General features: G+C 66.2%; 27 protein-coding genes. 2 read left to right on the top strand and 25 right to left on the bottom strand.

Annotated elements, in window-relative coordinates; all coding sequences use genetic code 11:
* Window positions 1-11: 11 nt before the first annotated feature.
* The 21 genes from BLQ58_RS11950 to BLQ58_RS11850 form a co-directional block, all read right to left on the bottom strand.
* Window positions 12-461 (bottom strand): hypothetical protein, encoded by a 450-nt coding sequence (locus tag BLQ58_RS11950; protein WP_029050913.1) that lies wholly within the window; start codon window positions 459-461, stop codon window positions 12-14.
* Between the two features lie 73 nt (window positions 462-534).
* Window positions 535-1,764, bottom strand: a complete 1,230-nt coding sequence (locus tag BLQ58_RS11945) for a beta-ketoacyl-ACP synthase (protein WP_029050914.1) — start codon at window positions 1,762-1,764, stop codon at window positions 535-537.
* A complete protein-coding gene (gene fabG, locus BLQ58_RS11940; protein ID WP_029050915.1) occupies window positions 1,761-2,492 on the bottom strand; it encodes a 3-oxoacyl-ACP reductase FabG in 732 nt (243 codons plus the stop codon). Before fabG ends, BLQ58_RS11945 begins: the two co-directional genes overlap by 4 nt.
* Window positions 2,489-2,971, bottom strand: a complete 483-nt coding sequence (locus BLQ58_RS11935) for a hotdog family protein (RefSeq protein WP_049815836.1) — start codon at window positions 2,969-2,971, stop codon at window positions 2,489-2,491. The genes fabG and BLQ58_RS11935 overlap by 4 nt, the downstream gene beginning before the upstream one ends.
* Before the next feature lie 2 nt (window positions 2,972-2,973).
* Window positions 2,974-4,164: a beta-ketoacyl-ACP synthase gene (locus BLQ58_RS11930; RefSeq protein ID WP_029050917.1), complete on the bottom strand. Its 1,191-nt coding sequence runs from the start codon at window positions 4,162-4,164 to the stop codon at window positions 2,974-2,976.
* A complete protein-coding gene (locus BLQ58_RS11925) occupies window positions 4,161-4,787 on the bottom strand; it encodes a DUF3261 domain-containing protein (protein ID WP_254775908.1) in 627 nt (208 codons plus the stop codon). The genes BLQ58_RS11930 and BLQ58_RS11925 overlap by 4 nt, the downstream gene beginning before the upstream one ends.
* The gene (locus BLQ58_RS11920; RefSeq protein WP_029050918.1) at window positions 4,784-6,013 is read right to left on the bottom strand and encodes an NAD(P)/FAD-dependent oxidoreductase; all 1,230 of its coding nucleotides are present in this window, start codon (window positions 6,011-6,013) and stop codon (window positions 4,784-4,786) included. The genes BLQ58_RS11925 and BLQ58_RS11920 overlap by 4 nt, the downstream gene beginning before the upstream one ends.
* A 5-nt stretch (window positions 6,014-6,018) precedes the next feature.
* On the bottom strand, window positions 6,019-8,388 hold the full coding sequence (locus tag BLQ58_RS11915; RefSeq protein ID WP_254775907.1) for an MMPL family transporter: 2,370 nt from the start codon (window positions 8,386-8,388) through the stop codon (window positions 6,019-6,021).
* Entirely contained in the window at window positions 8,381-8,995 is a 615-nt protein-coding gene (locus BLQ58_RS11910) for an outer membrane lipoprotein carrier protein LolA (protein WP_049815837.1), read from the bottom strand. The genes BLQ58_RS11915 and BLQ58_RS11910 overlap by 8 nt, the downstream gene beginning before the upstream one ends.
* A gap of 14 nt (window positions 8,996-9,009) precedes the next feature.
* Entirely contained in the window at window positions 9,010-9,426 is a 417-nt protein-coding gene (locus BLQ58_RS11905; RefSeq protein ID WP_029050921.1) for an acyl-CoA thioesterase, read from the bottom strand.
* A gap of 31 nt (window positions 9,427-9,457) precedes the next feature.
* Complete coding sequence (locus BLQ58_RS11900) at window positions 9,458-10,456, bottom strand: LpxL/LpxP family acyltransferase (protein WP_029050922.1); 999 nt, start codon at window positions 10,454-10,456, stop codon at window positions 9,458-9,460.
* The gene (locus BLQ58_RS11895) at window positions 10,453-11,202 is read right to left on the bottom strand and encodes a glycosyltransferase family 2 protein (RefSeq protein ID WP_029050923.1); all 750 of its coding nucleotides are present in this window, start codon (window positions 11,200-11,202) and stop codon (window positions 10,453-10,455) included. Before BLQ58_RS11895 ends, BLQ58_RS11900 begins: the two co-directional genes overlap by 4 nt.
* The gene (locus BLQ58_RS11890; protein ID WP_049815838.1) at window positions 11,202-12,959 is read right to left on the bottom strand and encodes an ApeI family dehydratase; all 1,758 of its coding nucleotides are present in this window, start codon (window positions 12,957-12,959) and stop codon (window positions 11,202-11,204) included. Before BLQ58_RS11890 ends, BLQ58_RS11895 begins: the two co-directional genes overlap by 1 nt.
* Window positions 12,952-13,509 (bottom strand): COG4648 family protein, encoded by a 558-nt coding sequence (locus tag BLQ58_RS11885; protein WP_029050925.1) that lies wholly within the window; start codon window positions 13,507-13,509, stop codon window positions 12,952-12,954. Before BLQ58_RS11885 ends, BLQ58_RS11890 begins: the two co-directional genes overlap by 8 nt.
* A gap of 7 nt (window positions 13,510-13,516) precedes the next feature.
* Window positions 13,517-13,774, bottom strand: coding sequence for an acyl carrier protein (locus BLQ58_RS11880; RefSeq protein ID WP_029050926.1), 258 nt, complete (start codon window positions 13,772-13,774; stop codon window positions 13,517-13,519).
* Between the two features lie 49 nt (window positions 13,775-13,823).
* Window positions 13,824-14,093: a phosphopantetheine-binding protein gene (locus tag BLQ58_RS11875; protein ID WP_029050927.1), complete on the bottom strand. Its 270-nt coding sequence runs from the start codon at window positions 14,091-14,093 to the stop codon at window positions 13,824-13,826.
* Complete coding sequence (locus BLQ58_RS11870) at window positions 14,080-14,856, bottom strand: lysophospholipid acyltransferase family protein (RefSeq protein WP_029050928.1); 777 nt, start codon at window positions 14,854-14,856, stop codon at window positions 14,080-14,082. Before BLQ58_RS11870 ends, BLQ58_RS11875 begins: the two co-directional genes overlap by 14 nt.
* A complete protein-coding gene (locus BLQ58_RS11865) occupies window positions 14,849-15,604 on the bottom strand; it encodes a beta-ketoacyl synthase chain length factor (RefSeq protein ID WP_254775906.1) in 756 nt (251 codons plus the stop codon). The genes BLQ58_RS11870 and BLQ58_RS11865 overlap by 8 nt, the downstream gene beginning before the upstream one ends.
* 480 nt (window positions 15,605-16,084) lie before the next feature.
* Entirely contained in the window at window positions 16,085-17,347 is a 1,263-nt protein-coding gene (fahA, locus tag BLQ58_RS11860; RefSeq protein ID WP_029050930.1) for a fumarylacetoacetase, read from the bottom strand.
* Window positions 17,348-17,366: 19 nt separating this feature from the next.
* A complete protein-coding gene (hmgA, locus tag BLQ58_RS11855) occupies window positions 17,367-18,695 on the bottom strand; it encodes a homogentisate 1,2-dioxygenase (protein ID WP_029050931.1) in 1,329 nt (442 codons plus the stop codon).
* Window positions 18,696-19,116: 421 nt separating this feature from the next.
* Complete coding sequence (locus tag BLQ58_RS11850) at window positions 19,117-19,503, bottom strand: helix-turn-helix domain-containing protein (RefSeq protein ID WP_029050932.1); 387 nt, start codon at window positions 19,501-19,503, stop codon at window positions 19,117-19,119.
* A gap of 283 nt (window positions 19,504-19,786) precedes the next feature.
* Between BLQ58_RS11850 and BLQ58_RS11845 the strand changes: the two genes are divergently transcribed.
* Window positions 19,787-20,407 carry a TetR/AcrR family transcriptional regulator gene (locus tag BLQ58_RS11845; protein WP_049815839.1) on the top strand — a complete coding sequence of 207 codons (621 nt, stop codon included), beginning with the start codon at window positions 19,787-19,789 and terminating at the stop codon, window positions 20,405-20,407.
* A 327-nt stretch (window positions 20,408-20,734) separates the two neighbouring features.
* A complete protein-coding gene (locus BLQ58_RS11840) occupies window positions 20,735-21,634 on the top strand; it encodes an alpha/beta fold hydrolase (RefSeq protein WP_092597976.1) in 900 nt (299 codons plus the stop codon).
* On the opposite strand, the gene BLQ58_RS11835 is transcribed toward BLQ58_RS11840, so the two are convergent.
* From BLQ58_RS11835 to BLQ58_RS11820, 4 genes are all read right to left on the bottom strand, one after another.
* Window positions 21,635-22,651, bottom strand: coding sequence for a zinc-binding alcohol dehydrogenase family protein (locus BLQ58_RS11835; protein ID WP_029051169.1), 1,017 nt, complete (start codon window positions 22,649-22,651; stop codon window positions 21,635-21,637).
* 171 nt (window positions 22,652-22,822) lie between these two features.
* Entirely contained in the window at window positions 22,823-24,148 is a 1,326-nt protein-coding gene (gene oxlT / locus BLQ58_RS11830) for an oxalate/formate MFS antiporter (RefSeq protein WP_029051170.1), read from the bottom strand.
* Window positions 24,149-24,827: 679 nt separating this feature from the next.
* Window positions 24,828-25,043, bottom strand: coding sequence for a hypothetical protein (locus BLQ58_RS11825; protein ID WP_029051171.1), 216 nt, complete (start codon window positions 25,041-25,043; stop codon window positions 24,828-24,830).
* 248 nt (window positions 25,044-25,291) lie between these two features.
* Window positions 25,292-26,203 carry a LysR family transcriptional regulator gene (locus tag BLQ58_RS11820; protein ID WP_029051172.1) on the bottom strand — a complete coding sequence of 304 codons (912 nt, stop codon included), beginning with the start codon at window positions 26,201-26,203 and terminating at the stop codon, window positions 25,292-25,294.
* Window positions 26,204-26,248: the final 45 nt, after the last annotated feature.

Here is a 26,248-nt window from a genome sequence, read left to right as displayed (position 1 = left end):
TGGGTGACGGATCAGTTCGCCACGTTGGCGTACGTGCCCTTGAGGGTAACGCCCGCCACCACGGCTCCGGCGTGGCATTCGTACTCCGTCGCGCTGGCGTTGGTATCCTTCCTGTAATAGCTCACCATGTCGACCACCGCGTTGGCGCCCACCGACTTGGCCTTCTCCTGGAAGGCGATCAGCGCGGACAGCGCGGCCCAGCGGCAGGCCTCCTCGTCGCTCTTTCCCACACCGTTGGTCTTCTTGTTCGAGACGTCGCTGTCCTTCTTTTCCAGCACCTTGGGCGTCTTGGCACCCGACAGATAGAACTTCACCGAGCCATCGAGCTTTTCCTGCGCTTCGGGCATGCTCAGCACGTCGGCGAACGGCAGCATGTACTTTGTATCGCGCGCGGCGGCGGGCGTGGACAGCAGTGTGGCCGCACAGGCAACGGCAGCCAGCGGGAGGGCGGCGAGTTTCATTGACCTTCCTTTCTTTTTGGTTGTGGAACAGGTTAGACGAATTACGTCACGGCGGCGCGGCATTGCTGCGGATTCAGGTGTGCCAGCGGCGGAATACCAGCGCGGTATTGATGCCCCCGAACGCGAAATTGTTGGTCATCACGTAATCGGTGTCGATGCGGCGACCCTCGCCCATGATGTGGTCCAGCGGCGCGCAGCGCGGGTCCGGCCTGGTCAGGTTCGCCGTGGGCGCAAACCAGCGGTCGCGCATCATCTCGATGGTCATCCAGGCCTCCAGCGCGCCGCACGCGCCCAGCGTATGGCCCATGAAGCTCTTGAGCGAACTGATGGGGATATCCGGGCCGAACACCGCATGCGTGGCATGCGATTCGGCGATATCGCCGTGATCGGTGGCCGTGCCGTGCGCGTTGACGTAGCCCACCGCCCCGGGGGCAATGCCGGCTTCCTCCAGCGCCAGGCGCATGGCCACGGCCATGGTATCGGCCTGGGGCTGCGTCACGTGCGCGCCGTCGCTATTAGTGCCGTAGCCGACGATCTCGGCGAGGATACGCGCGCCTCGCGCCTGCGCGTGTTCGAGTTCCTCCAGCACCAGCGTCCCCGCCCCTTCCCCCAGCACCAGGCCGTCGCGGTCGGCATCGAACGGGCGCGGCGTGGTGTGCGGTGCATCGTTGCGCGTGCTGGTGGCGAACAGTGTGTCGAACACCGCCGCCTCGGTGGCGTCCAACTCTTCCCCGCCGCCCGCCAGCATCGCCACCTGCTTGCCCATACGGATGGTCTCGTACGCATAGCCAATGCCCTGGCTGCCGGACGTGCACGCGCTTGACGTGGTCAGGATGCGCCCCGTGATGCCGAAGAACACGCCGATGTTCACCGCCGCGGTGTGCGGCATCATGCGGATGTACGTGGTGGCGCTGATGTCCTCGGTCGACCGCTCGCTCATCATGCGCCCGAAGTCCTGCACCGCCGACGGCGTGCCCGTGGAGGACCCGTACGCAATGCCCATGCGTCCGCTCGTGACCAGCGGATCGCCTGCCAGGCCGGCGTCGGCCAGCGCGGCCTCGCTGGCCAGCACTGCCATCAGCGACACCCGCCCCATCGACCTGGTCAGCTTGCGCGTGTAATGCGGCGGCAGCGTGAACGCCGGCACGGGCGCGCCGAGCCGGGTGTTAAGCCCCCGGATATCGTCCCACTCGGGCATCTGCACCACGGCGTTGCGCCCGCTGGCCAGGCGCTCGCGCACCGTCGGCCAATGGTTGCCCAGGGCACTCACTGCGCCCGCGCCGGTAACTACGACCCGCTTCATCCAAACATCCCCCCGTTCACCGAAATCACCTGGCGTGTAATGTAACCGGCATCTGGCGAAAGCAGGAAGGCCACCGTGGCGGCCACTTCGTCGGGCGTTCCCACACGTCGGGCCGGGATCATCTTCAGTGCCTCTTCGCGCACGTGTTCGTCAATCATCTCTGTATCGATCAGTCCCGGGGCCACGCAGTTGACCGTGATCTGCCGCTTGGCCAGCTCGATGGCCAGCGCCTTGGTGGCGCCTATGATGCCGGCCTTGGCCGCGCTGTAGTTGGTCTGTCCCCGGTTGCCCACCAGCCCCGACACCGACGACAGCGTGACGATGCGGCCGGCCTGGCGGCGCTGCACCATCGGCATGACCAGCGGGTTCAGCACGTTGTAGAACGCATCCAGGTTGGTATGCACCACTTCGTCCCATTCGTCGCCTGTCATGGCGGGAAACGCCGCATCGCGCGCCAGGCCTGCGTTGCAGACCACCCCGTAGTAGCAGCCGTGTTCCTCGATGTCGGCCAGAAGGGTGCTGGCCGTGGTTTCGCGGTCAGCAATGTCGAAGGCCAGCACGCGCGCATTGCGGCCGAAAGCCCGCGCGGCGTCGGCCACGGCCTCGGCCTCGTCGCGCCGCGCGCGGCAATGCACCACCACGTCGTAGCCATCGTGCGCGAGGCGCAACGCGATGGCGCGGCCAATGCCGCGCGAGGAACCCGTGACGAGCACGGTCTTGTTGGTCATGCTTGCTGCCCCTGGAGAAACGCCCGCGCATCGGCAGGCTGGAATACCGAAACATTGGCGCGCGCCACCTCGCGGCCATCCAGCGACAGCGTGCAGGCAAACATTCCCAAGCCATTCTCGCCGGCCAGTTCCACGCGGGCGGCCACCGTCAACACGCTGCCCACGGGAAATGCGGGCACGTCGCACGCGTAGCGCCGGGAGCCCAGCAGGAAGCCGATGCCCGCCGGACGCCCGGCCATGCGGTCCTGCGCGCCAGCCCATGCGGCAATGGTCTGGGCCATGTATTCGATGCCCACCCAGCCCGGCATGCCGTCATCGTCCACGAACAGCTGCGTGGCGCGTACCGTGGCGCGCGCCACGCAGCCGTCGGCATCCACATGCACCAGTTCGTCGATCAGGCGCATCGCGCCTGCGTGAGGCACCACCTCGGCCACCGGAGGCAGTTGCACTTGATTCGATATCGGTTCGGTTGTATTCATCTTTAGCCCCGTCCCATCACCAGCACGCTGTTGCTGCCGCCAAACGCGAACGAATTGCTCATCACATGCCGCACGGGCCGGCCCAGCGACTCGTCAGGCCCCACCACGTGCAGCGCCGGCAAGGCGTCGTCGGCCACGCCGTCCCACCAGTGCGCGGGCAGCCTGCCATGCGGATTGCCGTCCAGCGTCAGGTACATCAGGGCTGCCTCCACCGCGCCGGCGGCGGCCAGCGTATGGCCGGTCTGCGGTTTGGTGGAGCTGACCGGCACATCGGAGCCCAGCAGATCCGACACCGCGCGCGATTCCATCGCGTCGTTCTGTTCCGTGGCGGTGCCGTGCAGGTTCAGGTAGTCGATGTCCGCCGGGCCCAAGCCGGCGCGCGCCAGCGCCTGCTGCATCGCGGCACGCGCTCCGGCGCCAGCCGGGTCCGGCGCGGACATGTGGTGCGCGTCCGACGTCTCACCCCAGCCGGCCAGCCGCACCGGCCCTGCTTCGCGCGACATCAGGAACAGCGCCGCACCTTCGCCCAGATTGATGCCCTGGCGGTTCGCGGACAGCGGATTGCAGCGTTCGACGCTGACACTGTCCAGCGAGCGGAATCCCGCGATCGTGAACGCGCACAGCGTATCCACCCCACCCGCGATGGCTACGTCGGCAATGCCCTGCTCCAGCAGGCGCGCCGCGGCGACGAGGGACTTGGCGCTCGACGAGCAAGCGGTGGAAATCGTGTACGACGGCCCGGCCACGCCCAGCGCCAGCGCCAGGTATTGCGCGGGCGAGCCAAGCTCCTGCTGCCCGTAATGGAATCCGGCGGGCCAAGCGCCCGTGCGGGCACGTTCGCTCACGGCGATCTCGCCGCCGCTGATGCCCGATGTGCTGGTGCCGAGCACAATCGCCACGCGCTGTGGGCCTACCCGCGCCATTGCGGCTTCCACTGCGGGACGGATCGCCGCCAGCGTGCGGTCCAGCAACGCATTGTTGCGGCTGAACAGTTCCGGCGCGATACCAGCGGGCAGATCGGTGGCGGCAACGGCTTCGCGCACGGTGCCCAGATGCAACGGCATGCCAGGCGTATAGCGGTCCGTCAGCTCGCCGCCGCTGGGACCATCGGTCCGGAACAGTGCCGCGCGGACGGCATCCGCGCCGCTACCGAGCGCGCAGATCACGTTCATCGCATTCATGTAGACCGTCATTGCGCCCTCTCCTGCCCTGAGTCCTGCCGCCCGCCGAGATCCTGCAGCGTACGGATCGTCAGCCGATAGCCGTCACGCCGCTGCTCGAACAGCGTGGTCCGGGCGTCGGGATAGCGGATTTCCACCACGACTTCGTCGCCCGCCCGCAACTGGCGAACACCGGGCGCCACTTCGACGCGCCAGCCCGCCGGCAGTGCCGCCTGGATGGCCGCCACCGGCCACAGCGACAACTGCAGATCACTGAGGATACGCTCGGGCAGCAGTTCCGGGGGTGCCCACGGTGCCTTGCTCACGCGCAGGTCGTGACCGTCCCAGTCCAGGCGGGCCAGCACCTGGCCCCCCGCCACCGCGGCCAGCCGGGTATGTGCGGCATCGGCTTCAAGCAGCGCCAGCATGTCGCGTGTCTGCTCGCCCTGCGGCGACGGGTATTGCACCGTGATCTGCTGCTGCAGGTTCAGGGTGCGGCCCAGTGACCCCGGCGGCATGCGCAGCAGCGGCACCGCACGCTCGGCGCGCGTGCCGGACGCTGCGCCAGCGGACGTGCCGTCTCGTGGCGGCTGCGTCGCACACCCGGCCAGCGCCACCAGGCCCACGCATGCGGCAGCGGCCAGGGTACGGCTCAAGCCGAGCAAAGCTGCTCCAGCACGCCAAGCCGCCGCCGCGACTCGGCTACGTAAGGGTTGTCGGTATCCCACGCGTATCCGGCCAGGATCGACGAAATCATCCGGCGGATCTCGGGCGTGCCGTTGGGATGGAAGATCACCTTCTGGAAGCTGCCTTCGTACCATGCCTCCACGTACGTGCGGAAGCAGTCCACGCCGGCCTTAAGCGGCCTGGCGTACTCGGCGTCCCAGTCCACCGTTTCGCCGGCGATCTGCCGCGCCACGCAGGCTGCAGCCAGGCTGGCCGACTTGAAAGCGATCGTCACCCCCGACGAGAATACCGGGTCGAGGAATTCGCCGGCGTTGCCCAGCAGCGCGTAGCCGTTGCCCCACAGCGAACTGACGTTGGCCGAATAGCCGACGATCTGGCGTGCCGGGGTATCCCAGTTGGCGTCCTTGAGCAGTCCGGCCAGGCCCGGCTCTTCGCCGACCAGCGTCTTGAGCTTCGCCATTTCGTCGCCGGCATAGCGGTCGAGGAACGACTTTTCCGCCACCACGCCCTGCGAGCAGCGGCCGTTCGAGAACGGGATGGTCCAGTACCAGACGTCCACGTGCTCGGGATGCACGCTGATCAGAATCTTGTTGCGGTCGAATGCGCCCACGGGCACGCGGTCTTCCACGTGCGTGAAGATGGCCGCGCGCACGGGGAAGTTCGACGGCGACTCCAGCTTCAGCAGACGCGGCAGGATGCGCCCGAAGCCAGAGGCATCGAGCAGGAATTTCGGCTCCACGGTGTAGACCTCGCCGTCCGGGTCGCGCACCGTCACCAGAGGCCGGGCGCCGCTCACGTCCACCGCTTCCACCACGTGCCGGAAGCGCACCTGGGCGCCTTGCTTCGCGGCCTCGCGGATCAGCACGTTGTCGAAGTCGGCGCGCTGCACCTGGTACGTGGTGCCCCAGCCCGGCGAGAACTTGTCGCGGAAGTCGAACGCTGTGTGCTGCCCCTTATGCGAGAAGGCAGCGCCGTTCTTGTACTGGAAGCCGGCCTCCACCACGGCCTGGAGCATGCCGGCCTCTTCGATGTAGGCCATGCTCTGTGGCAGCAGGCTCTCGCCAATCGAGAAGCGCGGGAAGGTCTCCTTCTCGATCACCAGCACCTCGATGCCGCGGCGGCGCAACAGGCCGGCCGCCACCGAGCCCGCGGGGCCGGCGCCGACGATGAGAACTTCTACCTGTTCCTTCTTCATGTGAATCAACCCTGTTCAATGTGATTGGATAGGCGGGCGGCCGGACGAAACCATGGTGACAGCACCCAGACCGCACCCACGCCCGAAAGCATGGTCATGCCGAACGCATGGAGCGCCGGCGTGGAAGACAAGGCCAGCAGGCCAAACGCCAGCAGCGTGCTGGCCGCACCGAGAACGATGGCCGTCCATGACACCCCATCGCCGGGATGTTCGAGCAGGAAGATGCCGTAATCCACGCCGACTCCCAGCAGCAGCGCCAGGGCCAGCACCGAGAACAGCTGCAGCGGCACCTGCAGCCAGCCCAGCACAGCCACGCTGAACGCCGCCGCCAGCAGTGTAGGCACCAGCGCGCGCCAGCCGGCGGCGCCATAGCGCCAGCCCAGCAGCAGCGCCACACCGGCGGCGCCCGCCAGCAGCAGCCAGCTCATAAGCACGCGATAGTGATGCAACAGGCCCGACAGATCGGCGATGCGGTCCACCCACTCGGCCCCGCTCACCTCACTGACCTCGTGCGCGATGCCCGGCATGGCCGACGGCCTTTCCAGCCCGCGCAACAGCATTACGCTGGCATAGCCGCTGCCTTCGCGGCCCAGCCACAGATGGCGCAGCGTGCCCGACACCGGATGGGCCAGCCACGCGTTCAGCGTCAGCACCTCATCGCCTTCCGCTGCAGGCGGCGCCGCAATGGTGCCGCCCAACGCATGGGCCACACGTTGACGCACCGCAAGCTCCTGGCGTTTCGTCAGTGTCGCATCGGCACGCTGGCGCGCAGCCGACGGCACCCAGTCCGAAACCGACAGGAAGCCGGCCAGGTCGCCACGGCCGATGGAATCGGCCAGCCGCGCCTTGACGGCTTCCTCGCGGGACAACACTTCGTCTGGCGTGGCGCCGCGCACCAGCACGAACTGCGCCGGGCTGGGCGTGCCGAGCAGCCGGCCCGCCGTACGCTGGGCCTCGATCAGGGCCGGCGGCGAACTCTGCAACTGGCGCACGTCGTCGACGACGCGTACCTGCCAGAGGCCTGGCACGATGAACAGCGCCAGTCCGGCCAGCGCCATCCACGTGCGGGCATCGTTGCGCACGCACGGCCAGCGCGCCAGGCTGTCGGCCAGCCACGTGGACAGCCGCGTCTGCCGCAACTTGCCACGGTCCAGCAGCGGGAACCAGAACACCACGGTCAGGAAGGCCGCTACCAGCCCCACTGCCGAAAACAGCGCCATCTGGCGCAGTCCGGGGAATGGCGCGATCCCCAGCGCCAGGTAGGCCACCACGCTGGTCAACAGCGCCAGCGCCATGCCGGGCAGCAGGAACCGCATGACCTTCGGCGGGGATGCGCCGGGCATGGCCTGGCGGGTAACGAAATAATGGATGCCGAAATCCTCGGCCACGCCCACCAGGCTGGCGCCGAACACCAGCGTCACCAGATGCACGCGATCGAACACGATGGCCGTGGCCGAGATCGCCGCCGCCGTGCCGATCAGCAGGGACAGCCCCACCAGCACGATCGGGCGCAAGGACCGGAACGCGAGCCAGACCAGCAGCAGCACCGCCGCCAGCGAGCCCCAGCCGATGACGTTCATTTCCAGATTGGCCTGTGCAGCGGCGGCTTCGGCGTGCAGCGGAATCCCGGCCGCTATCACACGCACGCCGTCGTCCCCCTGAAGCGCGGCGGCTTCGGCGGCCTTGATCAGGTCGCCGTAATCCGTATTGCCGCTTGCGGAAAACGCCGGCTTGGTGATCTGGTACGACAGCAGCGTCCATTCCAGGCCGTCTCCCGATAGCGCCGCCATCCCGTCGCGCTCATGCACGCGCGTGACGGCCGCCCGGGACAGCCACCATTCCTGCCACAGCCCGATCGGATCTGCTGCCCAGTCGGTCAGGCGCGGGCCCGTGGAAAGCTGGTAGAGCCGCGTGAGCGCCTGCCGGGCCAGCGCGTCGGGATCGGCGGCCTGTAGCTGTCGGCGCTGCGCATCGGTCAGCAGCCGGTCGCGCCAGGGCCGGTAGAACGCCAGGGCCGCATCGAAGTCGAAGGCCGCGATCTTGTCGACCGGCCTGAGCAGGTCCGCCTGCCGCCCGGCGGCCGCACTGAAACGCTGCGCGGCGGCGCGGGTGCGCGCCCAGTCCGGACTGCCCACCAGTACCACCACTTCCCGCGCCACACCGTCAGCCAGCCGCCGCAACACGAGGTCGGCCGTGGCCGTGCGCTCGCTGGTCGGCAACAACGCCATGACGTCGGTGTCCAGCCGCGACGCCCGCCAGAACTGGAACTGGTGCGCGGCCAGCGCCACCACCAGCAACAGCCAGCCGATGGCCAGCCAGCGCCCCGTGCGGGTCAGTCCGCCACGCATCGCCACGCCGCCTGCCGTGTCACTCAAAACGCTGCTCCTCGGCGCTGGTCAGCCTGTTTGCCGCCGAAGGGTCGATCATGCGGACCACGGTACTGTCGCCGCTGCCCTCTTCCAGCCGCACATTGCGCACGAAGCGGTCACCGGCCAGTTCGATCCGCGTAAACACGCGCCGCATGCCGGCATCGGCCGGGGTCAGCGTCAGCGCCCAGCCCGACTTGCCCACGAGCTTGCCGGTCACCTCGAAGCGCGTCTGCAGGCTGCGCAGGTCGCCGCGCAGCACGGCGATCATCGATTCGCCCACCACCCGCATGGCTGGCTGGCTATCGGCCTGCATCTGCTGCTGCACCTTGCCGTCGGCGCCGCGCATCACCAGGCGGTCCGGCGTGACCAGCAGGCTTGATGGAAACGGCTCGCGCGTATTCCAGACCACGCCCCGGCCGCGCGCCAGCACGAAATCGCCGCGCGACACCAGCGGATTGCTGAAACCAGCCAGCCGGCGCGTCTGCTCGAACTGTCCCCGGATGACCGGCGCATCGGCCAACCGCGCGGCCACGTCACCGAGAAGGTCGCCGGCATGGGCGGGCACGGCGCCGCCCAGCACCCCCGCGGCCAGTCCGCCCGCGAGCAGGTACATCACGTGCCGGCGCCTCATGGCTCCACCCCCAGTTTCTGGAACAGCACCGGCGGGCAGACGTAAAGCATCTCCTGTGTCTGCATGTCCACGGCTACCTGGATCGAGTAGCCCTTGGTCAGGCGCTGGCCCGACGCTGCGTCGCGGACCTCGTACTCGATCTTGAGCCGGTTCTCCCATTCGACGATCGTCGCGTGAACCTCCACGGCCTGGCCATAGACCAGCGGACGCATGTACTTGACGCGCAGGTCCACCACGGGCCAGGCATACCCGGAATCGCGCATGCGCGGGTAGTCGTAGTCGATTTCGCGCAGCAGCGCGCAACGTGCCAGCTCGAAATAGCGGATGTAGTTGCCGTGCCAGACCACGTTCATCGGATCGAGGTCGTGGAACGCGGGCGTCAGCGTAATGAAGTGATGGATAACCTTGGACATGGCGATGCCAGTTGGCTGGAACGCACGGGCCTCAAGCCCGGGGCATACCTTGACGCCCCGTCTGCACGGGATCGTCGGCCCAGAAATCGTAGAAATTGAACCAGTCGTACGGCGACTGCGTGACCAGTGCCTGCAGCCACTCCGCATATGACGCGGCCAGCGCGGTCAGTGCGGCCTCGCGGTTGGCCCGCGGCAGCACCACGGCGCGCGACAGTTCGGTGAAGCGCAACAGGTGGCCGTCTCCCTGCCGCACGCAGCCCATCGCGTACAACGGGCAGCGCATCAGCGCCGCCAGCACATAAGGGCCCACCGGAAACCGCGCAGGCGCCCCCATGAACGGCACCCGCACGGCCCGGCCACCGTGCGCGGGCGCGCGGTCGCCGGCAATGGCCACAAATTCGCCGGCCTGTACCTTGGCGGTCAGGTCAAGCGCCGTGGCCGGCGAGATATCGTCCACCTGATACAACTGAACGCCGGACTTCGGGTCGATGCGCGACAGGATGCGGTTGAAGCGCTCGGCATGGCGGGTATGCACCAGCACGGTCAGGCGCATGCCGTCGCGCTGGTTGGCCAGCACGCGGCACAGCTCCAGGCAGCCCATGTGGGCGGTCATGATGATGCCGCCCTGCCCCCGCGCGATCTGATCCAGCAGCACCTCGTTGCCTTCCCGGGTGACGTTGCCAAAGCGATAGCGGCCGCCGATGGCCAGCAGCTTGTCGAGCAGCGTATCGGCGAACGAGAACAGATGCCGCAGCGTGTGACGCCAGCCGGGTACCGTTCCGATGGTGCCGGCCGTCTGCTGCACGCGCGCCAGGAAATCGAGCGACGAACGCCGGGCCAGCGGATGCGTGGCCCAGTAGTAGGTCACCACCGGGTAGGCCGCGAAGCGGAACAGCGCCCTGCCGAAGATCCGGTACAGGAAGTACAGGCACCAGACGCCCCACATGCATGTGACTTCGCCGATGGTGCTCCAGTGCCTGGACCGGGCCGCCTGCAGCGTGGCGCCGGAGTTCGGGGCCGAGGACGTCATGCCGCCACCTTGCGCCACAGAAGGCGCGGCATGCGCCATACCATGCCGAAGAACAGGCGCGTATGCATGCGCGAGATCAGTACGTTGTCGCGCCACGCCTGGAAGTGCGAAACGCCATCGGACGGATAGGTCACGCGCGTGGGCACGTTCAACACGCGCACGCCCCGCCACACCAGGTGCACCAGCACCTCGGTGTCGAATTCCATCCGTCGACCCAGCCGCACGTCGCGCATCAGATCGATGACCGGCGCCAGCGGATAGACCCGCAGCCCGCACATCGAATCGCGGATGTCGAACGACAGGGTGTTGATCCAGACCCAGATGTGGGTCAGGTAGCGTGCATAGAGCCGGTGCCGTGGCACAGACTCGTCGTATACCGGATGCCCGCAGACCATCGCCTCCGGGTTGGCCCTGGCGAGCGCCGCGAACTGCGGGATGCAGTCGGCGTCGTGCTGGCCGTCGGCATCGATCTGCAGCGCGTGCGTATAGCCAAGCTCGGCGGCCACCGAGAATCCGGCCATGATGGCCCCGCCCTTGCCCTGGTTCTGCGGCAGTCGCACCAGACGGACGCGCTCGGGGTTGGCTGCGGCCAGGTCGCGCAACACCTTCTCGCAAGGTGGACTGCTGCCATCGTCGACCAGCAGGCACGGCAGCGGATGCTTCAGGATGGCATCCACCATGGCGCCTATCGCACCTTCATGGTCGTAGACGGGCACCAGCACGACGGGGCGGAATTCGGCGGTCATCAGGCTTCGGGATGAAAAACGATCTTGCCGCTGGCGTGCGGGCCGGCACCGGAGCTGAAACGGAAGCCAAGCGCATGCGCGTCGGGCTGCCAGGTCAGCGCAAGCCGCACCACGCTATTGGGACGGATCACGGACTGGAACTTGAGCGTATCCAGCCGGGCAAAGCGCCGGCGGGGCGGCACGGCCAGCTTCAGCGGCGCCAGCGCCATCACCCAGTCCACCTGCGCGACGCCGGGCACGATGGGGGCGCCCGGAAAATGTCCGTCAAACACCGCCAGGTCCTCTGCCACGTCGAGTTCGGCCGTGGCGGACGCCTCGTCCCCCGTCAGCCAGCGGACCGCCGGTAGCGTGCGGCGGAACAGGTCACGCAGCATCACCTCGGTGGTCTTGCCCTGCGCATTGCATGGCAGTGCCAGCGGGAACGCCCAGCGGCGCGGCAGCGCCACGGGGTCGACGGCCTCGGCCAGATGGCGGCGCAACGCCGTGCCAATGGCACCTCGCCCTGCTGCGGCCAGCCGCGCTGCGCCTTCGTCGTTCAGCACCACGGCGGCGGCCACGCGCATGCCGACATCGAGTTCGATCGTCACCACACGCGCCTCGCGCACCCACGGCGACGCAGCCAGGCATTGCTCGATCTGCGTGAGCGAGATGCGCTTCTCCTCGATCTTGACGATACGGTCGGCCCGGCCAGCCAGAACGAAACTGTCCTCGCCCGCCGGGAGCACGCGGTCGGCGCAGACATGCCAGCCATCGTCGGCAAGGTGGGACGAGCGCACGGCCAGATAGCCGTCCTGCAACTGCCAGGCGATGCCCGGCAGCGCAGTCCAGCGGTCGGCATGCACGGCGCGCTGGCGCCAGGCAATGCCGCCGGTCTCGGAACTGCCGAAGACCTCCACCGGCGACTGCCCCATATGGCGCAGTGCGTCAGCAGCGGCTTCTGGCGGCAAGGGTCCCCCCGACGAGAAGACGGCCCGCAGTGCAGCGCGTACCACTGGCCAGTCGAGCCCCGCAGGCATGCGCTTGAGGTGCGCCGGGCTGCTGACCAGGATGGCCGCGCTGGCATCGGCCCGACAGGCCGCAATCAGTTCCTCGTGAAATTGCAGACGGCCCGTGGGCATCGGACGCGCCGCGGCCAGCGGCCACAGCACCGTGAACAGCAGCCCGTAAATGTGTTGATGCGATACGGTGCAGAGTACGCGCGCATCGGCGTCGAACCGGCCGGCGAAGGCTTGCTGCAGCGTGTGGACCTCGGCGTCGAGTTGCGCCAGCCGCTTGTGAATGGCACTCGGCACGCCGGTGGAACCGGACGTGAACAACGTGACGAACGTGTCGTAGGTGGCCAGCACCGGCCAGCCAGCACCATCCAGGCCGCCCCCATCGTTGGCCGGGGCCGTGCCGGCATCCGGCACGATGGCGCCGGGCAACTGCCCGACCCAGCCGTCGGTCTGTCCGCGCAGTGCCGCCAGGGTTTCGGGCCGGGCGTCTCCGGGCAGGACCACATGCTTGCCCGCATGCCAGGCGCCGAACAATGCCGCCGCGAATTCCGCCGTGTCGCCGTCGAAGTAGATTCCCCAGCGCCGGCCCTCGGCATTGGCCAGGGTTCGGCGCCACATTGCGGCGCGCGCCACGAAACGCCGCGCATCCACGCACGCGCCATCGCCGCACGCCACCACCGGCGGGCTGTTCTGCGACGCCTTCGCCGCCAGCGCCGCCATGACCCCGCCCAGGCCGGTCCATACCGGCAATGCTTCACCCATGACGATTCTCCGCGCTGCGCGCCATGACGCGCTGGCGCAACAGCCATTCCCCGGCGAACATCGCACCGATCAGGCCGTAGGCGATGGCGCCGTTATAGAGCGCCCAGATGCGGTCGCTGGCCGCGAAGGCCGTAAGCGCCGCAATGGTGCCGTTGCACACAAAGAACAGGCACCACGCCTGCGTGACGCGGCGCGTATAGGCCACGCCGCTCGGGGGCAGTTCGGGCTCGCGCAGACGGGCCAGACGCTCCACCAGCGACGGCGGATGCCTGAGCGTCCAGCCGAACACGCCAAGCATCGCCACATTGACCAGCACCGGATAGAGCTTCAGCGGCAACGCATGCCCGGACACCATGACGACAAGCGCCAGTCCGGCAGCCAGCAGCGCCATGGCACGCCATCCGGCACGCCGGCTGGTGCCGGCACGCAGCAGCGCGAGCGCCACCAGCGCCAGCGCCATCAGGCGCGGCGAGAAATGCTGCAGTCCCAGGTAGATCACCACCGGATAGGACAGCGTGAGAAGCCCCAGCCCCCACTTTCGCCAGGCCATGGGGGGATCAGGCGGTGGCCGGTGAGTCGATCAGCAATGCCAGCGCCTGTACCACGTCCTGCACGGTGCGCACGGACTTGAACTGCTCGGGTTTCAGCGGCTTGTTCAGCATCGGCTTGAGCTTCACCAGCAGGTCCACGGCGTCGATGCTGTCGATGTCCAGATCGTCGTACAGCCGGGCCTCGGGCGTGATGCGTGCCGGGTCGATCTCGAAGGTTTCCTCGAGAACCGCGGCCACGCGCGCAAAGATTTCGTCGTGAGTCATGTCGGGTTCCGTGTGATGCAATCTCTTGCCATATTGGTCATGGCGCAGGTCAGGCCTGGGCGCGGTTGCCCTGCGACGCCACGAACGCTGCCAGCGCCGAGACACTGGCGAAGCGCGAGCGGATCTCTTCCTTGTCGCCGTTCATGGTGATGCCATAGCGCTTCTGGAGCGCCAGCCCCAATTCCAGCGCGTCGATCGAGTCGAGGCCCAGGCCGTCAACGAACAACGGCGCAGTGGTGTCGATATCATCCGCGGCCACGTCCTCGAGGGACAGCGACGAGATGATCAGTTCCTTGATTTCTTGCTCAAGCGCCGTCACGGCGGATCTCCCTGGAGAAAAAGTTGCAAAGTGCCTGCGTCAGATGCCGTACGGCCAAGGCGTCCTCGGTGCCCTCCGGCACCCATTCGGACACCGGCACGTCCGGACGTACATCGATGACGAAGCGCGGGCGGCGCACCGGCACGTGATACCACTTCTCGCCCTTGGTCAGCGTGGGCGGCACGCAATGGATGACCACGGGGGTCAGCGCAAAGCCGCCGCGCACCGCCACATTGGCCGCGCCGCGCTGCAACTGCAGAGGCTGGCCTGGCCGCGTGCGGGTGCCTTCGGGAAAGATGATGAGATTGTTGCCGGCCCGCAGCGATTCGATACAGTCGTCCACCATGGCAGCCCCGCCGTCGTTGCGCACCCAGCCGGTAGCCAGCACCGGGCCGCGCGTGAACGGGTTGCGCGTCAGTGCGGACTTGACCACGCAGTCGGCCCGGCGGGTCAGCGCCATCAGGAACACCACGTCGATCAGCGACGGGTGGTTGGCCACGATCAGGAGGCCGCCGCGCTGGAGACGCTCGGCGTGGCGGACCTCGTGGCGGATCACTCCCACGACGTGCATGAGCCAGACGAAGAACCGGAACGCATGATGAATGACGGCGCGGCAGACACTCTGGCGCTTGGCATCCGTCCAGGGCAGCAGCATCAGCAGCGGGAACACCAGCACGCGCAGCAACAGCCCGCCGATGCCGAAGCTCGAAAAACAGAAACCGGTGGCGCACACCCGCCACGCGCGATCGAGCCGCTCAACCATGGCGGCGCCACCTCCAGATCGCGCGCTCGCCGCGATGCACCAGCTCGGTATCGCCAGCCAGCATGAAGCGCAGTACATCGAGCCCATGCGGCAATAGCGGATGCGCCGTGGGCGCATCGGCACCGCTGCGTGGGGCCACGATCTCCAGCGCCAAGACCGGTTCGCCGGCACGCGGGCGCCCGATGCGCCAGGCCCAGCCGAAAAGGCAGCCGGGTTCGTCGGCGAATTCGGCATACGCTTCGGGCAGCGGCGCGTCATAGCACACCAGCAGCACTTCGTCCGCACCGTCGCCCAGCGATGCACAGGCCTCGACCACCGCCGTCTCGACGGTATCGCGCCCGGCAGCTACCGCCTGCAGGTTCGACGCATCGCCACGGTCGATCGTGAACATCGCGCCAATGGCATTGTGGACGGACAGGCCGAAAGCGGTGGGCGAAAGCGGCTGCGCCGCCGCCAGTTCGCTGAGCATATCGAACGCACGCGGGGTATCGCCATGGCGCGACGCGAACACGGCAGGGCCATGGAAAGCCGAAGCGGGCGCGACTTCGCCAGAAGTCACGCCGTACGCTGGATGCAGGGCCGCCTTGCCCAGCGCATTGACGCGCCGGCGCAACATGGGAGCCATGGCGGCAAGCGCGGGGAGGTCGCCGCCCTCGGGCAGCCATGGGTCCCGGCTCCATGCCCGCCAGGCATCCGCCGTCTGCAATGCCGGCGCCGAGGCCGCCCATGCGCGAATTCCGAATTCCATTGCCATGCCGTGCGCATTGGGTGGATGGTGAGCCCGGAGCCTGCATCGAGGCGGTGGCCATGGCGTTCGCAAAGCGCGTGCCGCCCGCACGACCCCGGGGACATTTCCTTTTTTCCCTGAAATTAGCATCGAAATCAGGAGATTTCGGCGCTTTTATATTAAATGCAGTGCTTTCGCCGTCACCCTTCGAAGGTTGGGCGCCTGCATCAAGACCGGTCTCGCGCCAGGCGGGACAGGCCGGTAGCAGTGCAACTGCTGTTATAGGTGTCGGATAGTTGCGAGCTGCGACATACCCCACCAAAGATGGGATCGTGCCAGCACATCGAACTTCGACCCTCCATTTTTATCAGGGGCGAATTCTCGCACAAAGGCGTCCGCTATGGCGCAAACTGTAACGGTCTTGGGCAAATGTTACAGGGCGGGAGCAACCTGCCGGCTACCCCCGCCCCATGGACCTCTGCCGCCCCGTCTGGCGGGTATTCAGCGCGCCGGCAAGATGGTGCCGGTGACTTCACCAAATCCGACCCGATAGCCATCGCCCTGGCACCAGCCGGTCATGGTCACCGTATCGCCATCTTCCAGGAAGCCACGCGTCACGCCACCGGCCAGCGTCACGCGCTCGGCGCCGTTGCGCGTGGTTTCCAGCAGGCTGCCGAACGAATCGGGTGTGGTGCCGCTGATCGTGCCCGAACCCATCAGGTCTCCTACGCGCACATTGCAGCCCGACACCGTGTGGTGCGCCAGCTGCTGCGCCATGGTCCAGTACATCGCCTTGAAGTTGGTGCGGCAGACCGTGGTCGCCGTGGTTGCGCCCTGTGGCTGCAGCGCGACTTCGAGGGCGATATCGTAGGCGTTGCGAGCCGGTTGTTGCAGGTACGCCAGCGGCTCGGGGGATTGGGCCGGGTTCTCACTGCGGAACGGGTCGAGCGCATCCATGGTGACAACCCAGGGCGAGATCGACGTCCCGAATCCCTTGCTGTTGAACGGCCCGAGCGGCACGTATTCCCATTGCTGGATGTCGCGGGCGCTCCAGTCGTTCAGGATCACCATGCCGAACATGTGCGCGGGCGCATCGGCCGTGCTGACCGGCTCGCCCAGGTTCGACGGCTTCCCGACGATAAACGCCATTTCCAGCTCGTAGTCGAGCTTTCGGCATGGGCTGAACACCGGGCGCGCCTCGTCGGGCAGCTTGATCTGGCCGTTGGGGCGACGCAGCGGCGTGCCGCTGACCACCACGGAACTGGCGCGGCCGTTGTAGCCGATGGGGATCTCCAGCCAGTTCGGCAGCAAGGCGTTGGCCGGATCGCGGAACATGCGGCCGACGTTGGTGGCATGCTCGCGCGACGAATAGAAATCCGTGTAGCCCGGGATGTCGACCGGCAGATGCAGCTTCGCCGCCGACATCGGCACCAGGGCCTTGTCGCGCAGCGCGGCGTTGCCGGCAAGCGTCTGGTTGTCGGCGGACAGCAAGGCCGTCAGCGCGGCGCGTGTCTCGGTCCACACCGGTTTGCCCAGTGCGATAAAGCGGTTCAGGTTCGGCGCGGCAAAGGCGCCCTTCGTGGCGGCGGGCAGCAGGCCGGCATCGTCGAGCACGGACAGGTCCAGCACCTGGTCGCCGATGGCCACGCCCACGCGCGGTGCGCCGTTGCCAATCGAAAAGATGCCATACGGCAGGTTCTGCAGCGGGAAATGGGTCTGGCCGTCGTTGGCCGAGGCAACCCAGCTGGTCTTGGGGGCAGTCATTGTTCTGGAACTCCGGAAATCAGCGCACGTTCGGGTTGAAATGCTTCTTCAGGCCCTGCCAGCACGTGTAGTAGTCGTGCTGCAGCAGCGCCGATTCGGCGGCATGGCGAGTGGGCCGGATCACGCCCGGCGTTTCGAACATGAACGCCATCGTGTCGGTGATGTGGTGCGGCGTGGCGGTGTCCGATACCGACGCACGCTCGAACGTTTCCGCATCGGGGCCATGGCCGCTCATGCAGTTATGCAGGCTGGCGCCGCCCGGCGCAAAACCCTCGGCCTTGGCATCGTAGACGCCGGCGATCAGGCCCATGAACTCGCTGGCGACATTGCGATGGAACCAGGGCGGGCGGAACGTATCCTGCGCCGCCAGCCAGCGCGGGCCAAAGATCACGAAGTCGATGGTGTCCACGCCCGGCGTGTCCGACGGCGACTGCAGCACCAGGAAGATCGACGGATCGGGATGATCGAAACTGATCGAACCAATCGTGTTGAAGTGTCGCAAATCGTATTTGTACGGCGCGTAGTTGCCGTGCCACGCCACCACGTCCAGCGGCGAGTGGTCGATCTCGGCACGCCACAGGTTGCCCTGGAAGCGGGCCACCAGTTCGAACGTGCCCTCGCGGTCTTCATAGCTGGCCACCGGCGTCAGGAAGTCGCGCGGGTTGGCCAGGCCATTGGAGCCGATCACGCCGAGGTCAGGCAGCTTGAACAGGGCACCGTAGTTCTCGCAGATATAGCCGCGCGCCTCGCCGTCGGGCAGCTCCACGCGGAAGCGCACGCCGCGCGGAATCACCACGATCTCCTGCGGCTCGACGGCCAGGCGTCCCATCTCCGTGGCGATCAGCAGGCGGCCCTGCTGCGGCACGATGAGCATCTCGCCGTCGGCGTTGTAGAAGTAGCGGTCTTGCATCGACTGGTTGGCCAGATACAGATGGATGCCGCAGCCGGTCTGGGCCTCGGGGCCGCCATTGCCGGCCATCGTGACGATGCCGTCGACGAAATCCGTCGGCACCGACGGCATGGCCGGCGGGCTCCAGCGCATCTGGTTCGGCGACGGCGGCACCTCGTCAAAACGGCTCAGCCAGCGGTCCTGTTCGATCCGCACGAACGGCTTGTGCATGGCCGCCGGACGAATCCGGTACAGCCAGGCGCGTCGATTGTGGGCGCGCGGCGCGGTAAAGGCCGTACCCGAAATCTGCTCGGCATAGAGACCGTACGGGGCGCGTTGCGGCGAATTGCGGCCCACTGGTAATGCGCCTGGCAGCGCCTCGGTGGCGAATTCATTGGCGAAGCCGGACATGTACTCGGCGATACGGGTCTCGACTGCGTGCAGTTGTGTTTGCGTCATGGAGTCTTCCTCTCACACCTCCGCAGGCTTGAAAGCCGGCGTTTGTCATCGGTATGGCGGCGCCGCCATATCCATCGAATTACGAATAGTAAAATTGATTTACCAAATCGTAATCATGCAAGCGGGCGATGTCAAACCACAATTACGATAGGTCAGCGGGCGGGCGAGCGGAGACGTGCCATGGCGCGGGATGCCAAGCACAGTGGCCCCGGTCAGCACAGGGCCGGGAAGAAACGCGAAAGAGACGGGAAAAGCGAGGACAGCGGCGCGCGACGGCGCCCTGCGGGGGCAGCGGATCGGCGCACCCTCGGACATGGCGGCCGCAAGACAAGGCTACGCCCGGGCAAGCGACACCCGGCGCTGCAAACGGAATTCGTGACAGGACGGGGTGATCGCCTGTCCTGTCACGAATCCTGAGGGGTCAGACGGGCTTGTGGCCCTCCCCCGATGTGGGGCCCGAACCGAAACCACCGGACGACGGCGTCGATGTCGCCGGTGCGGCCGCCGCGGCAGGCTGGCCAGCCATCGAAGCAGCCGTCACGCCGCCATTGCGGCTGGCAATGAACGCGTTTACATCGGCAGCAAGATGCTGCGGCGCCAGCACCACTTCAAGCCCCAACGCCTCGCAGGCCGCCAGGAAAGTGGACATGCGCGGGTCGGCCTGACCCGATTCGGCACGAAGATATGCCTCGCGGGAAATCCCGGCCTTACGGGCGACGTCCTCCTGCTTCAGCTTGCGCGCTCGACGCAACGCCCGCAGTTGCCGGAACGGTTCGCTAGCGCCTCTTGGCACGGCTGTACTGTTCATGTCGGTCTCCAGTCACCAGTGAAAAAAAAGTGCGCGGACGTGCATTCGAGTATAGAGCACGCAAAGCGTTCCGTAAGGTCTGTTGTGGAACACTTTTACAGATTTCTTATGATGGCTTGATCTCTGCCGCCAGACTCTCATCCAAACGGCGGATAAAGCACAGCATCCTCCTCCCGCCCCCACATAACGGTAGTGCACGCTTTGCGTTGACGTCACATCAGTATCGTCCACGTGTGGCATAAGGCAAGTTGACAAACCGTCCGGTCGTGCTATTCTCGATCGCATGCAAAAGGGACAGCTCACGCGCACCGCGATCATCGAACAGGCTCTGCAATCGGCCGCGCAGGTCGGCTTCGAGCAGTTGTCGCTCGCCACGCTGGCCGCCGACACCCATATGTCGAAGAGCGGTCTCTACGCCCACTTCAAGTCGAAGGAGGCACTGCAGGAGGCGGTGCTCGCCCGGGCCATGGAGCGGTTTTCCGAGATCGTGGTGCAGCCGGCGATGCGTCAGAACCGTGGTGTGGCGCGGCTGCAGACCCTGTTCGATGGCTATCTGGCATGGATTGCGGGCGCCGTGATCGAAGGCGGCTGCGTATTCATGGCGCTGTCGCAGGAATACCGCAATCGGCCAGGCGTGATCCGCGACAGGCTCGTGCAGGCATTCAAGGACTGGCATAGCACCATCGTGCGCGTGGTGGCTGATGCCGTGGACGAGGGCGACCTGCGCCCCGACACCGATGCCCGGCAGTTTGCCTTCGAGATGGCAGGCATCGGCATGTCGTACCAGTCGTCGTCCCGGCTGATGGCCCGCGCCGACGCGGAATTGATGGCGCGCCGCGCGTTCGGGCGCCTGGTCAATGACTTCAGAGAGAATCGCACCCGAGAAACTGCCGGGACACACTGATCCGGCAGGGTCCAGTGGAATGCGATGGCGATTCCGGATTTCCACCCGCCACGGCGCAAGTGGCGTGGCGATGTAGAGGGGTGGTTCAGGCGGCATTTTTGCCCATTTTTCTTGCCCTGAAAATAGCACGACTGGTCGGTCGCAAAGCATAAAAAAGATAAGGCGCGCAACGTCTTATCACTGACCAGGTCCGTAAATGATCAGTTGGAGGTGTTCGTCGTGCCGCAAGTGCTGTCATCCGCATCCCAACGCGCCACCGGTCAGGACACTGGCGGCGCACTCTCCCATTCGCCACGGAAGGTAGCCGGCGCACTGGAAGCCAGTGTCATGGCGTGGCGCCGTCTGCGCTGGCAGGCTGGCAGCCTGTTCTTCCCCACCGCGACGGCTACGGCGCTTGAGCGGCTGTGGTTCAGTCCGCCGCGAGGCAAACACAGCCCGGAAGGCCGCCGGCTGCTCGATTCAGCGCGCTCGGAATGGGCTCTGGTGACCGGCCAGGGCGCGAGCCGGCGCGTACGCGTGTATCGCTGGGGCAACAAGGGGCCGGTGGTGCTGCTGGCGCACGGCTGGGGCGGCAATGCTGGTCAGTGGCACGCCGTGGTCGGCGGTCTGTTGTCGGCCGGCATGCGCGTGGTGGCCTTCGACGCGCTGTCGCACGGGGCATCCGATGCCGGCGCACGAGGGCAGCAGCAAACCTCGATCCTGGAAATGGCGCGATCGCTATTGGCCGTGGCCTGGCATGTCGGACCCGTGCACGCCGTTGTGGCGCATTCGCTGGGCGGTGCGGCGGCCGCGCAGGCGATTCGCGAGGGCCTGCCTGCGCGCGGGGTGGCAATGATCGGGGCGCCAGCCGACATGTACGACGCATGCGCCGCGATGGCCTGGCAGCTTGGCATCGCGCCTCACGTACTGGACCGCATGCAACGCCGCAGCGAACAGTGGCTGGGCGCGAGCTGGTCCACGTTCAATGTGCCCGATATCGGCCGTACGCGGCCGGTACCGCCATTGCTGGTGATTCATGACCGCGACGACAAGGAAGTCCGCTGGGAAGATGGCGCCGCCATTGCCGGCGCGTGGCCGGACTCGCGCCTGATTACCACCGAGGGCCTGGGCCACCGGCGCATCCTGCGCGACGCCGATGTCATCGCGCATCTCGCACGCTTCGTGTGCGGCCTGGCAGCCGCGCCGGCCCTGCCGCCCATGTCGTACAGGGCCCCCGCGTCGCAGTGATCAGAACCCTTGCAGCACCAGCTTGCCGATGGTCTGTCCGCCTTCCAGCAAGGCATGGGCGCGTCGCAGGTTGTCGGCACGAATGGCGCCGAGGTTGTCCCCCACTGTCGTCTGCAGCTTGCCGGCATCCACCAGGCGCGCCACTTCATTGAGCAGGCGATGCTGCGCGATCATGTCCGGCGTCTCGAACATCGCGCGCGTGAACATGAATTCCCAAACGAACGTGGCGCTCTTGCTCTTGAGTTCGCCCACGCTCAGCGGGCCGGCGTTCTCGACGATCGAGCAGATCTTGCCCTGCGGTGCAATGGCCGCGGCCATCGCATGGAAATGGCGGTCCGTATCGTTGAAGCAAAGGATGTAGTCGACGTGCGCAAACCCCAGCGCGCGCAGTTGCTTCGGCATGTCCTGACGATGGTCGATGGTGTGATCCGCGCCCAGGCGACGGCACCATGCCTCGGACTCCGGGCGCGAGGCCGTGGCCACCACGGTCAGTCCCGCCAGCACCTTGGCGAGCTGGATGCCGATCGATCCCACGCCCCCCGCCCCTCCAATGATCAGCACCGACTTGCCCGCATCGTCGCCTTTTGGCGAAACGCCGAGGCGGTCGAACAGGGCTTCCCAGGCCGTGATCGCCGTGAGCGGCAATGCGGCCGCTTGCGCGAAGTCCAGGGATGCCGGCTTGTGGCCGGCGATGCGTTCGTCCACCAGATGAAATTCGCTGTTCGCGCCGGGCCGCGTGATGCTGCCGGCGTAGAAGACCGGATCGCCCACCTTGAACAGCGTCACCTCGGGGCCCACTGCCACCACGGTGCCAGCCGCATCCCAGCCCAGCACGCGAGGGGTATCCTCGACCTTGGCCTTGGGCGCCCGCACCTTGGTGTCCACCGGATTCACGGCGATCGCCTCCACCTTGACCAGCAGGTCGCGGCCGGTGGCTTCGGGCTTGGGAATCTCCACATCGACCAGCGATTCGGGATCGGAAATGGGCAGGTAACGGGTCAGACCAATGGCTTTCATGTCAGCATCCTTTCGAAAAATGACGGATGCATGCATCGTAGCCAATCCCGACTCGATTGATTAGCCGGATAGTGTTGCAATCACTTTCCCTTTTTTCAGGAAAATGCGACCAATCAAAAAGCCCGCGCGAGGCGGGCTTTTCAACGATGCCATTGCAACGATGCGCAGGGATCAGGTCAGGTCATCCGGCACCGGACGATAGCCCATCGGGGTCGTCGCGGTGTCCTGAACGTACTTTTTTGCGTGGGCCTCGCGCATCGGCTTGAGTACGAAGATCGCCATCAGCGCCGAGACTGCTGCCATGCCCGATGCGAGCATGAACACCGCATGCCAGTCGCCAGTGGCCGCCGTGATCACGCTGGAGAACGGCACCAGCAGCGCGGCCGTACCCTTGGCCGTGTAGAGCATGCCGGCGTTGGTCGCCGCGAACTTCGGCCCGAACGTATCGCCACACGTCGCGGGGAACAGACTGTAGATTTCGCCCCAGGCGAAGAACACGATGCCGGTCAGGACCACGAATGCCACAGGATTGTGACCGTAACTGGCCAGCAGCAGGATGCCCACGGCCTCCACCGCGAACGCCAGGAACATCGTATTTTCCCGACCGATGTTATCTGACACCCAGCCGAAGAACGGACGTGTCAGGCCATTCAGCACGCGGTCGATGGTCAGGGCGAAGGTCAGCGCCGGCAAGGTGAGTCCCCAGATCGACACCGGCGAATCGTGCAGGCCGAAGTCCTTGGCGATGGGGCCCAGCTGCGCGGTGGCCATCAGCCCACCCGCCGCCATCATCACGAACATCGCGTACATGACCCAGAAGATCGGTGACGCCATTACCTGCCGCGGCGACGCGTTGTAGGTGGTCGCGGCCTTGAGCGTCGACTTCACGTCCGCCAGGATCTTGGCCGATGGCGGCAGCAACAACATGCCCAGGACCATGACGATGATGCCCTGTCCCAGACCGAAGTACAGGAACGTGGCCTCATAGCCGCTGCTCTTGATCATGTTGGCGATCGGCACCACGGTCGCGGCCGATCCTGCGCCGAAGCCCGCAGCCGTCAGGCCCGCCGCCAGGCCCCGGCGATTCGGGAACCACTTCAGCGCGTTACCGACGCAGGTGCCATACACCGCCCCGGCGCCGACACCGCCAATGGCGGCCGCCACGTAGAGCATCGGCAGCGACGATGCCATCGAGTTCAGCACCCAGGCCACCGCGCACAGCAGGCCACCGCCGACCACCACCGGGCGCGGACCGTACTTGTCCACCAGATAGCCTTCGATCGGCACCAGCCAGGTTTCGGTCACCACAAAGATGGTGAAAGCCACCTGGATCGCCGTGCGCCCCCAGTGGTACTTGTCGTCGATCGGGTTGACGAACAGGGTCCAGCCGTACTGCATGTTGGCGATCATCGCCATACAGATCACGCCGAATACAAGCTGCGTCCACGGCGATGAATACCAGGACGCGTGCGCGCGTGCGCTTTGCTGACTTTCCATGGTGTCTCCTTCTGGCGGGTGGGCCCGCTGTTGTGGATCGGCATCTGCATTGGTGCCGTGGTGTGTACTGCTGCTTTGTTTTTTGTATCGAACGGCTGGGCCGCTCTAGTGCTATACAGTATGTGGTATATCACGCAAGTCAAGGCGATTCGACGGGCTACCTGACCTATCAGGCAGACATTCGAAAGCACATAGTCGCGCGGCCGTGCCGACTGGTGCATCGGGTGCATGAAAGCCCCGCGACCGGACATACCAATCCCGATACCGATCAATAACTTAGGGTGGGTTCCGGCATCAATGGAAAATGCTGCGGCGCATGTCGCGGATTACCCCATCTAGGGAAAGTCCCGAGCGTTGCAACAACGCAGAATCATCAGCGGGCGCGCTGAATCCGACGCGGTTCAGGACAACGGCGCATGGATCGGGAAAGCGGTCGGGAAGCGAGATTCCGGAGAAATCCGGTGGAAACTGCCAGGGGGATGAGAGAGATGCCGAGCTGCGTCGCAACCTGAGATCGCGGGCGCAGGGGCATTGGCAATACGAATTGCGAACAACTGGGAAAACGGCCGCGGAGGACTGCGGGTGATTGCGGGTGACTCCGCACTGCGGGAGTTGCCGGCCGCCACAACTTCCCTGGTACTACCAACTACAGGTACTGCAAAAAATCGTCGAACAACGATCAGGCGTGCAGGAAGCGCGGCTGGAGGACCATATCCGATGCCGAGCTGCCGATGCCGGTGGACGACTCTTCCGACGAACCCAGACCAGCAAAGCGGCCATGTTCCTGAGCGGTGGTCAGCAGACCCATCGGCAGGAAGGTCGCGAGCACGTAAGTCACGGTAACACCCAGCGAAACAACACCGAGGGCGAGAAGGGTCAGCAGCGTGGCGTTCATGAAAACTCCTAAGTCGTAAGGATCAAGGTGGATTCATTATATGCTGCACTGCGAGGTCTGTAAATATTTGGTATGTGATATATCTCCAGAGGGATTGCTCTAAAAACGACAACGCACCCCGTGGGGTGCGTTGTTCGTCTCTTGGACGCAGCGAGAAGGCGCCGGATAAGTCAAATCATGGGCCGAAAGTGCCAGATACGACACAAAAATATTTTCTGCAGCGCGGCACGTGAATCCCGCTCATCGCCCTACCCCACTTTCTTCAACAGTTCCTGGTCGTACTCCTGTGCGCGCAGGTTGTCCCAGACCGCTGCCGCGTTGGGCTTCAGCGAGCGTGCCTTGCGCCGTACCAGCATGACATTGGAAGTGACCTGGGGCCGCAACGGACGCAGGACAGCGGCGGGAGCCATGCCACTGGCCTGCGCACGCGACGGCACCACGCCGATACCCAGCCCCATCGCCACCATGCCGAAGATGGCCGCGAAGTGCCCGAGCAACTGCAGCGAGCCCGGCCTGACGTGATACGTGGACAACGCGCGTTCTACCGCAGGCTGCACCCCGGAATTCTGGTCCAGCGACAGCACCGATGCATCGGCCAGTTCGCCCCACCCCAGCGAATCGCGCGACGCCAGCGGATGGTCCGCCGGCAGCACCGCTTGCAGGGGGTCGACGCACAGCGGTTCGCAGTACAGGTCGTCGCAGGGTGCCGGATTGCTGGCGATACCGAAGTCCACCTCGCCGCTGCGCACACTCTGCAGCACCGACTCATGCGAGCGGTCGCGCAGCGTGATGCCGATGCCGGGCCACGCCTTGCGGCAGCCCGCCAGCCACATCGGCACCGACATCGACGACAGCACGGGGTCGGTGGCGATCTGCACCGTGCCTTGGCTTGGCTTGCCGGTGCCGTGGCTGTCGCGCAGCGTCTGCTCGACTTCCTCGATCAGATGGCAGATGCGTTGCGACAGCATTTCGCCGGCGTCGGTCAGCTCTACCTGCCGCGTGGTGCGGTCGAACAGCCGCTGGTCGATTTCTTCTTCCAGTTCACGCACGCTACGGCTGATCGCCGATTGCGTAAGACCCAGTTCTGCCGCGGCGCGCGTAAAGCTTTTCTGGCGCGCCACCGCGGCGAAGGCCTTCAACTGAGGAAGCGAAACATTCATGGTGCCGCTCCTTCCTTGCTGGGTACTGCCGGGGTTGGGGGCCAG

Source organism: Ralstonia sp. 25mfcol4.1, from assembly GCF_900104095.1.
Lineage (GTDB): Bacteria > Pseudomonadota > Gammaproteobacteria > Burkholderiales > Burkholderiaceae > Cupriavidus.
The sequence above is the reverse complement of the archived record's forward strand: the minus strand, read 5'-3'. Positions and strand labels throughout refer to the sequence as shown.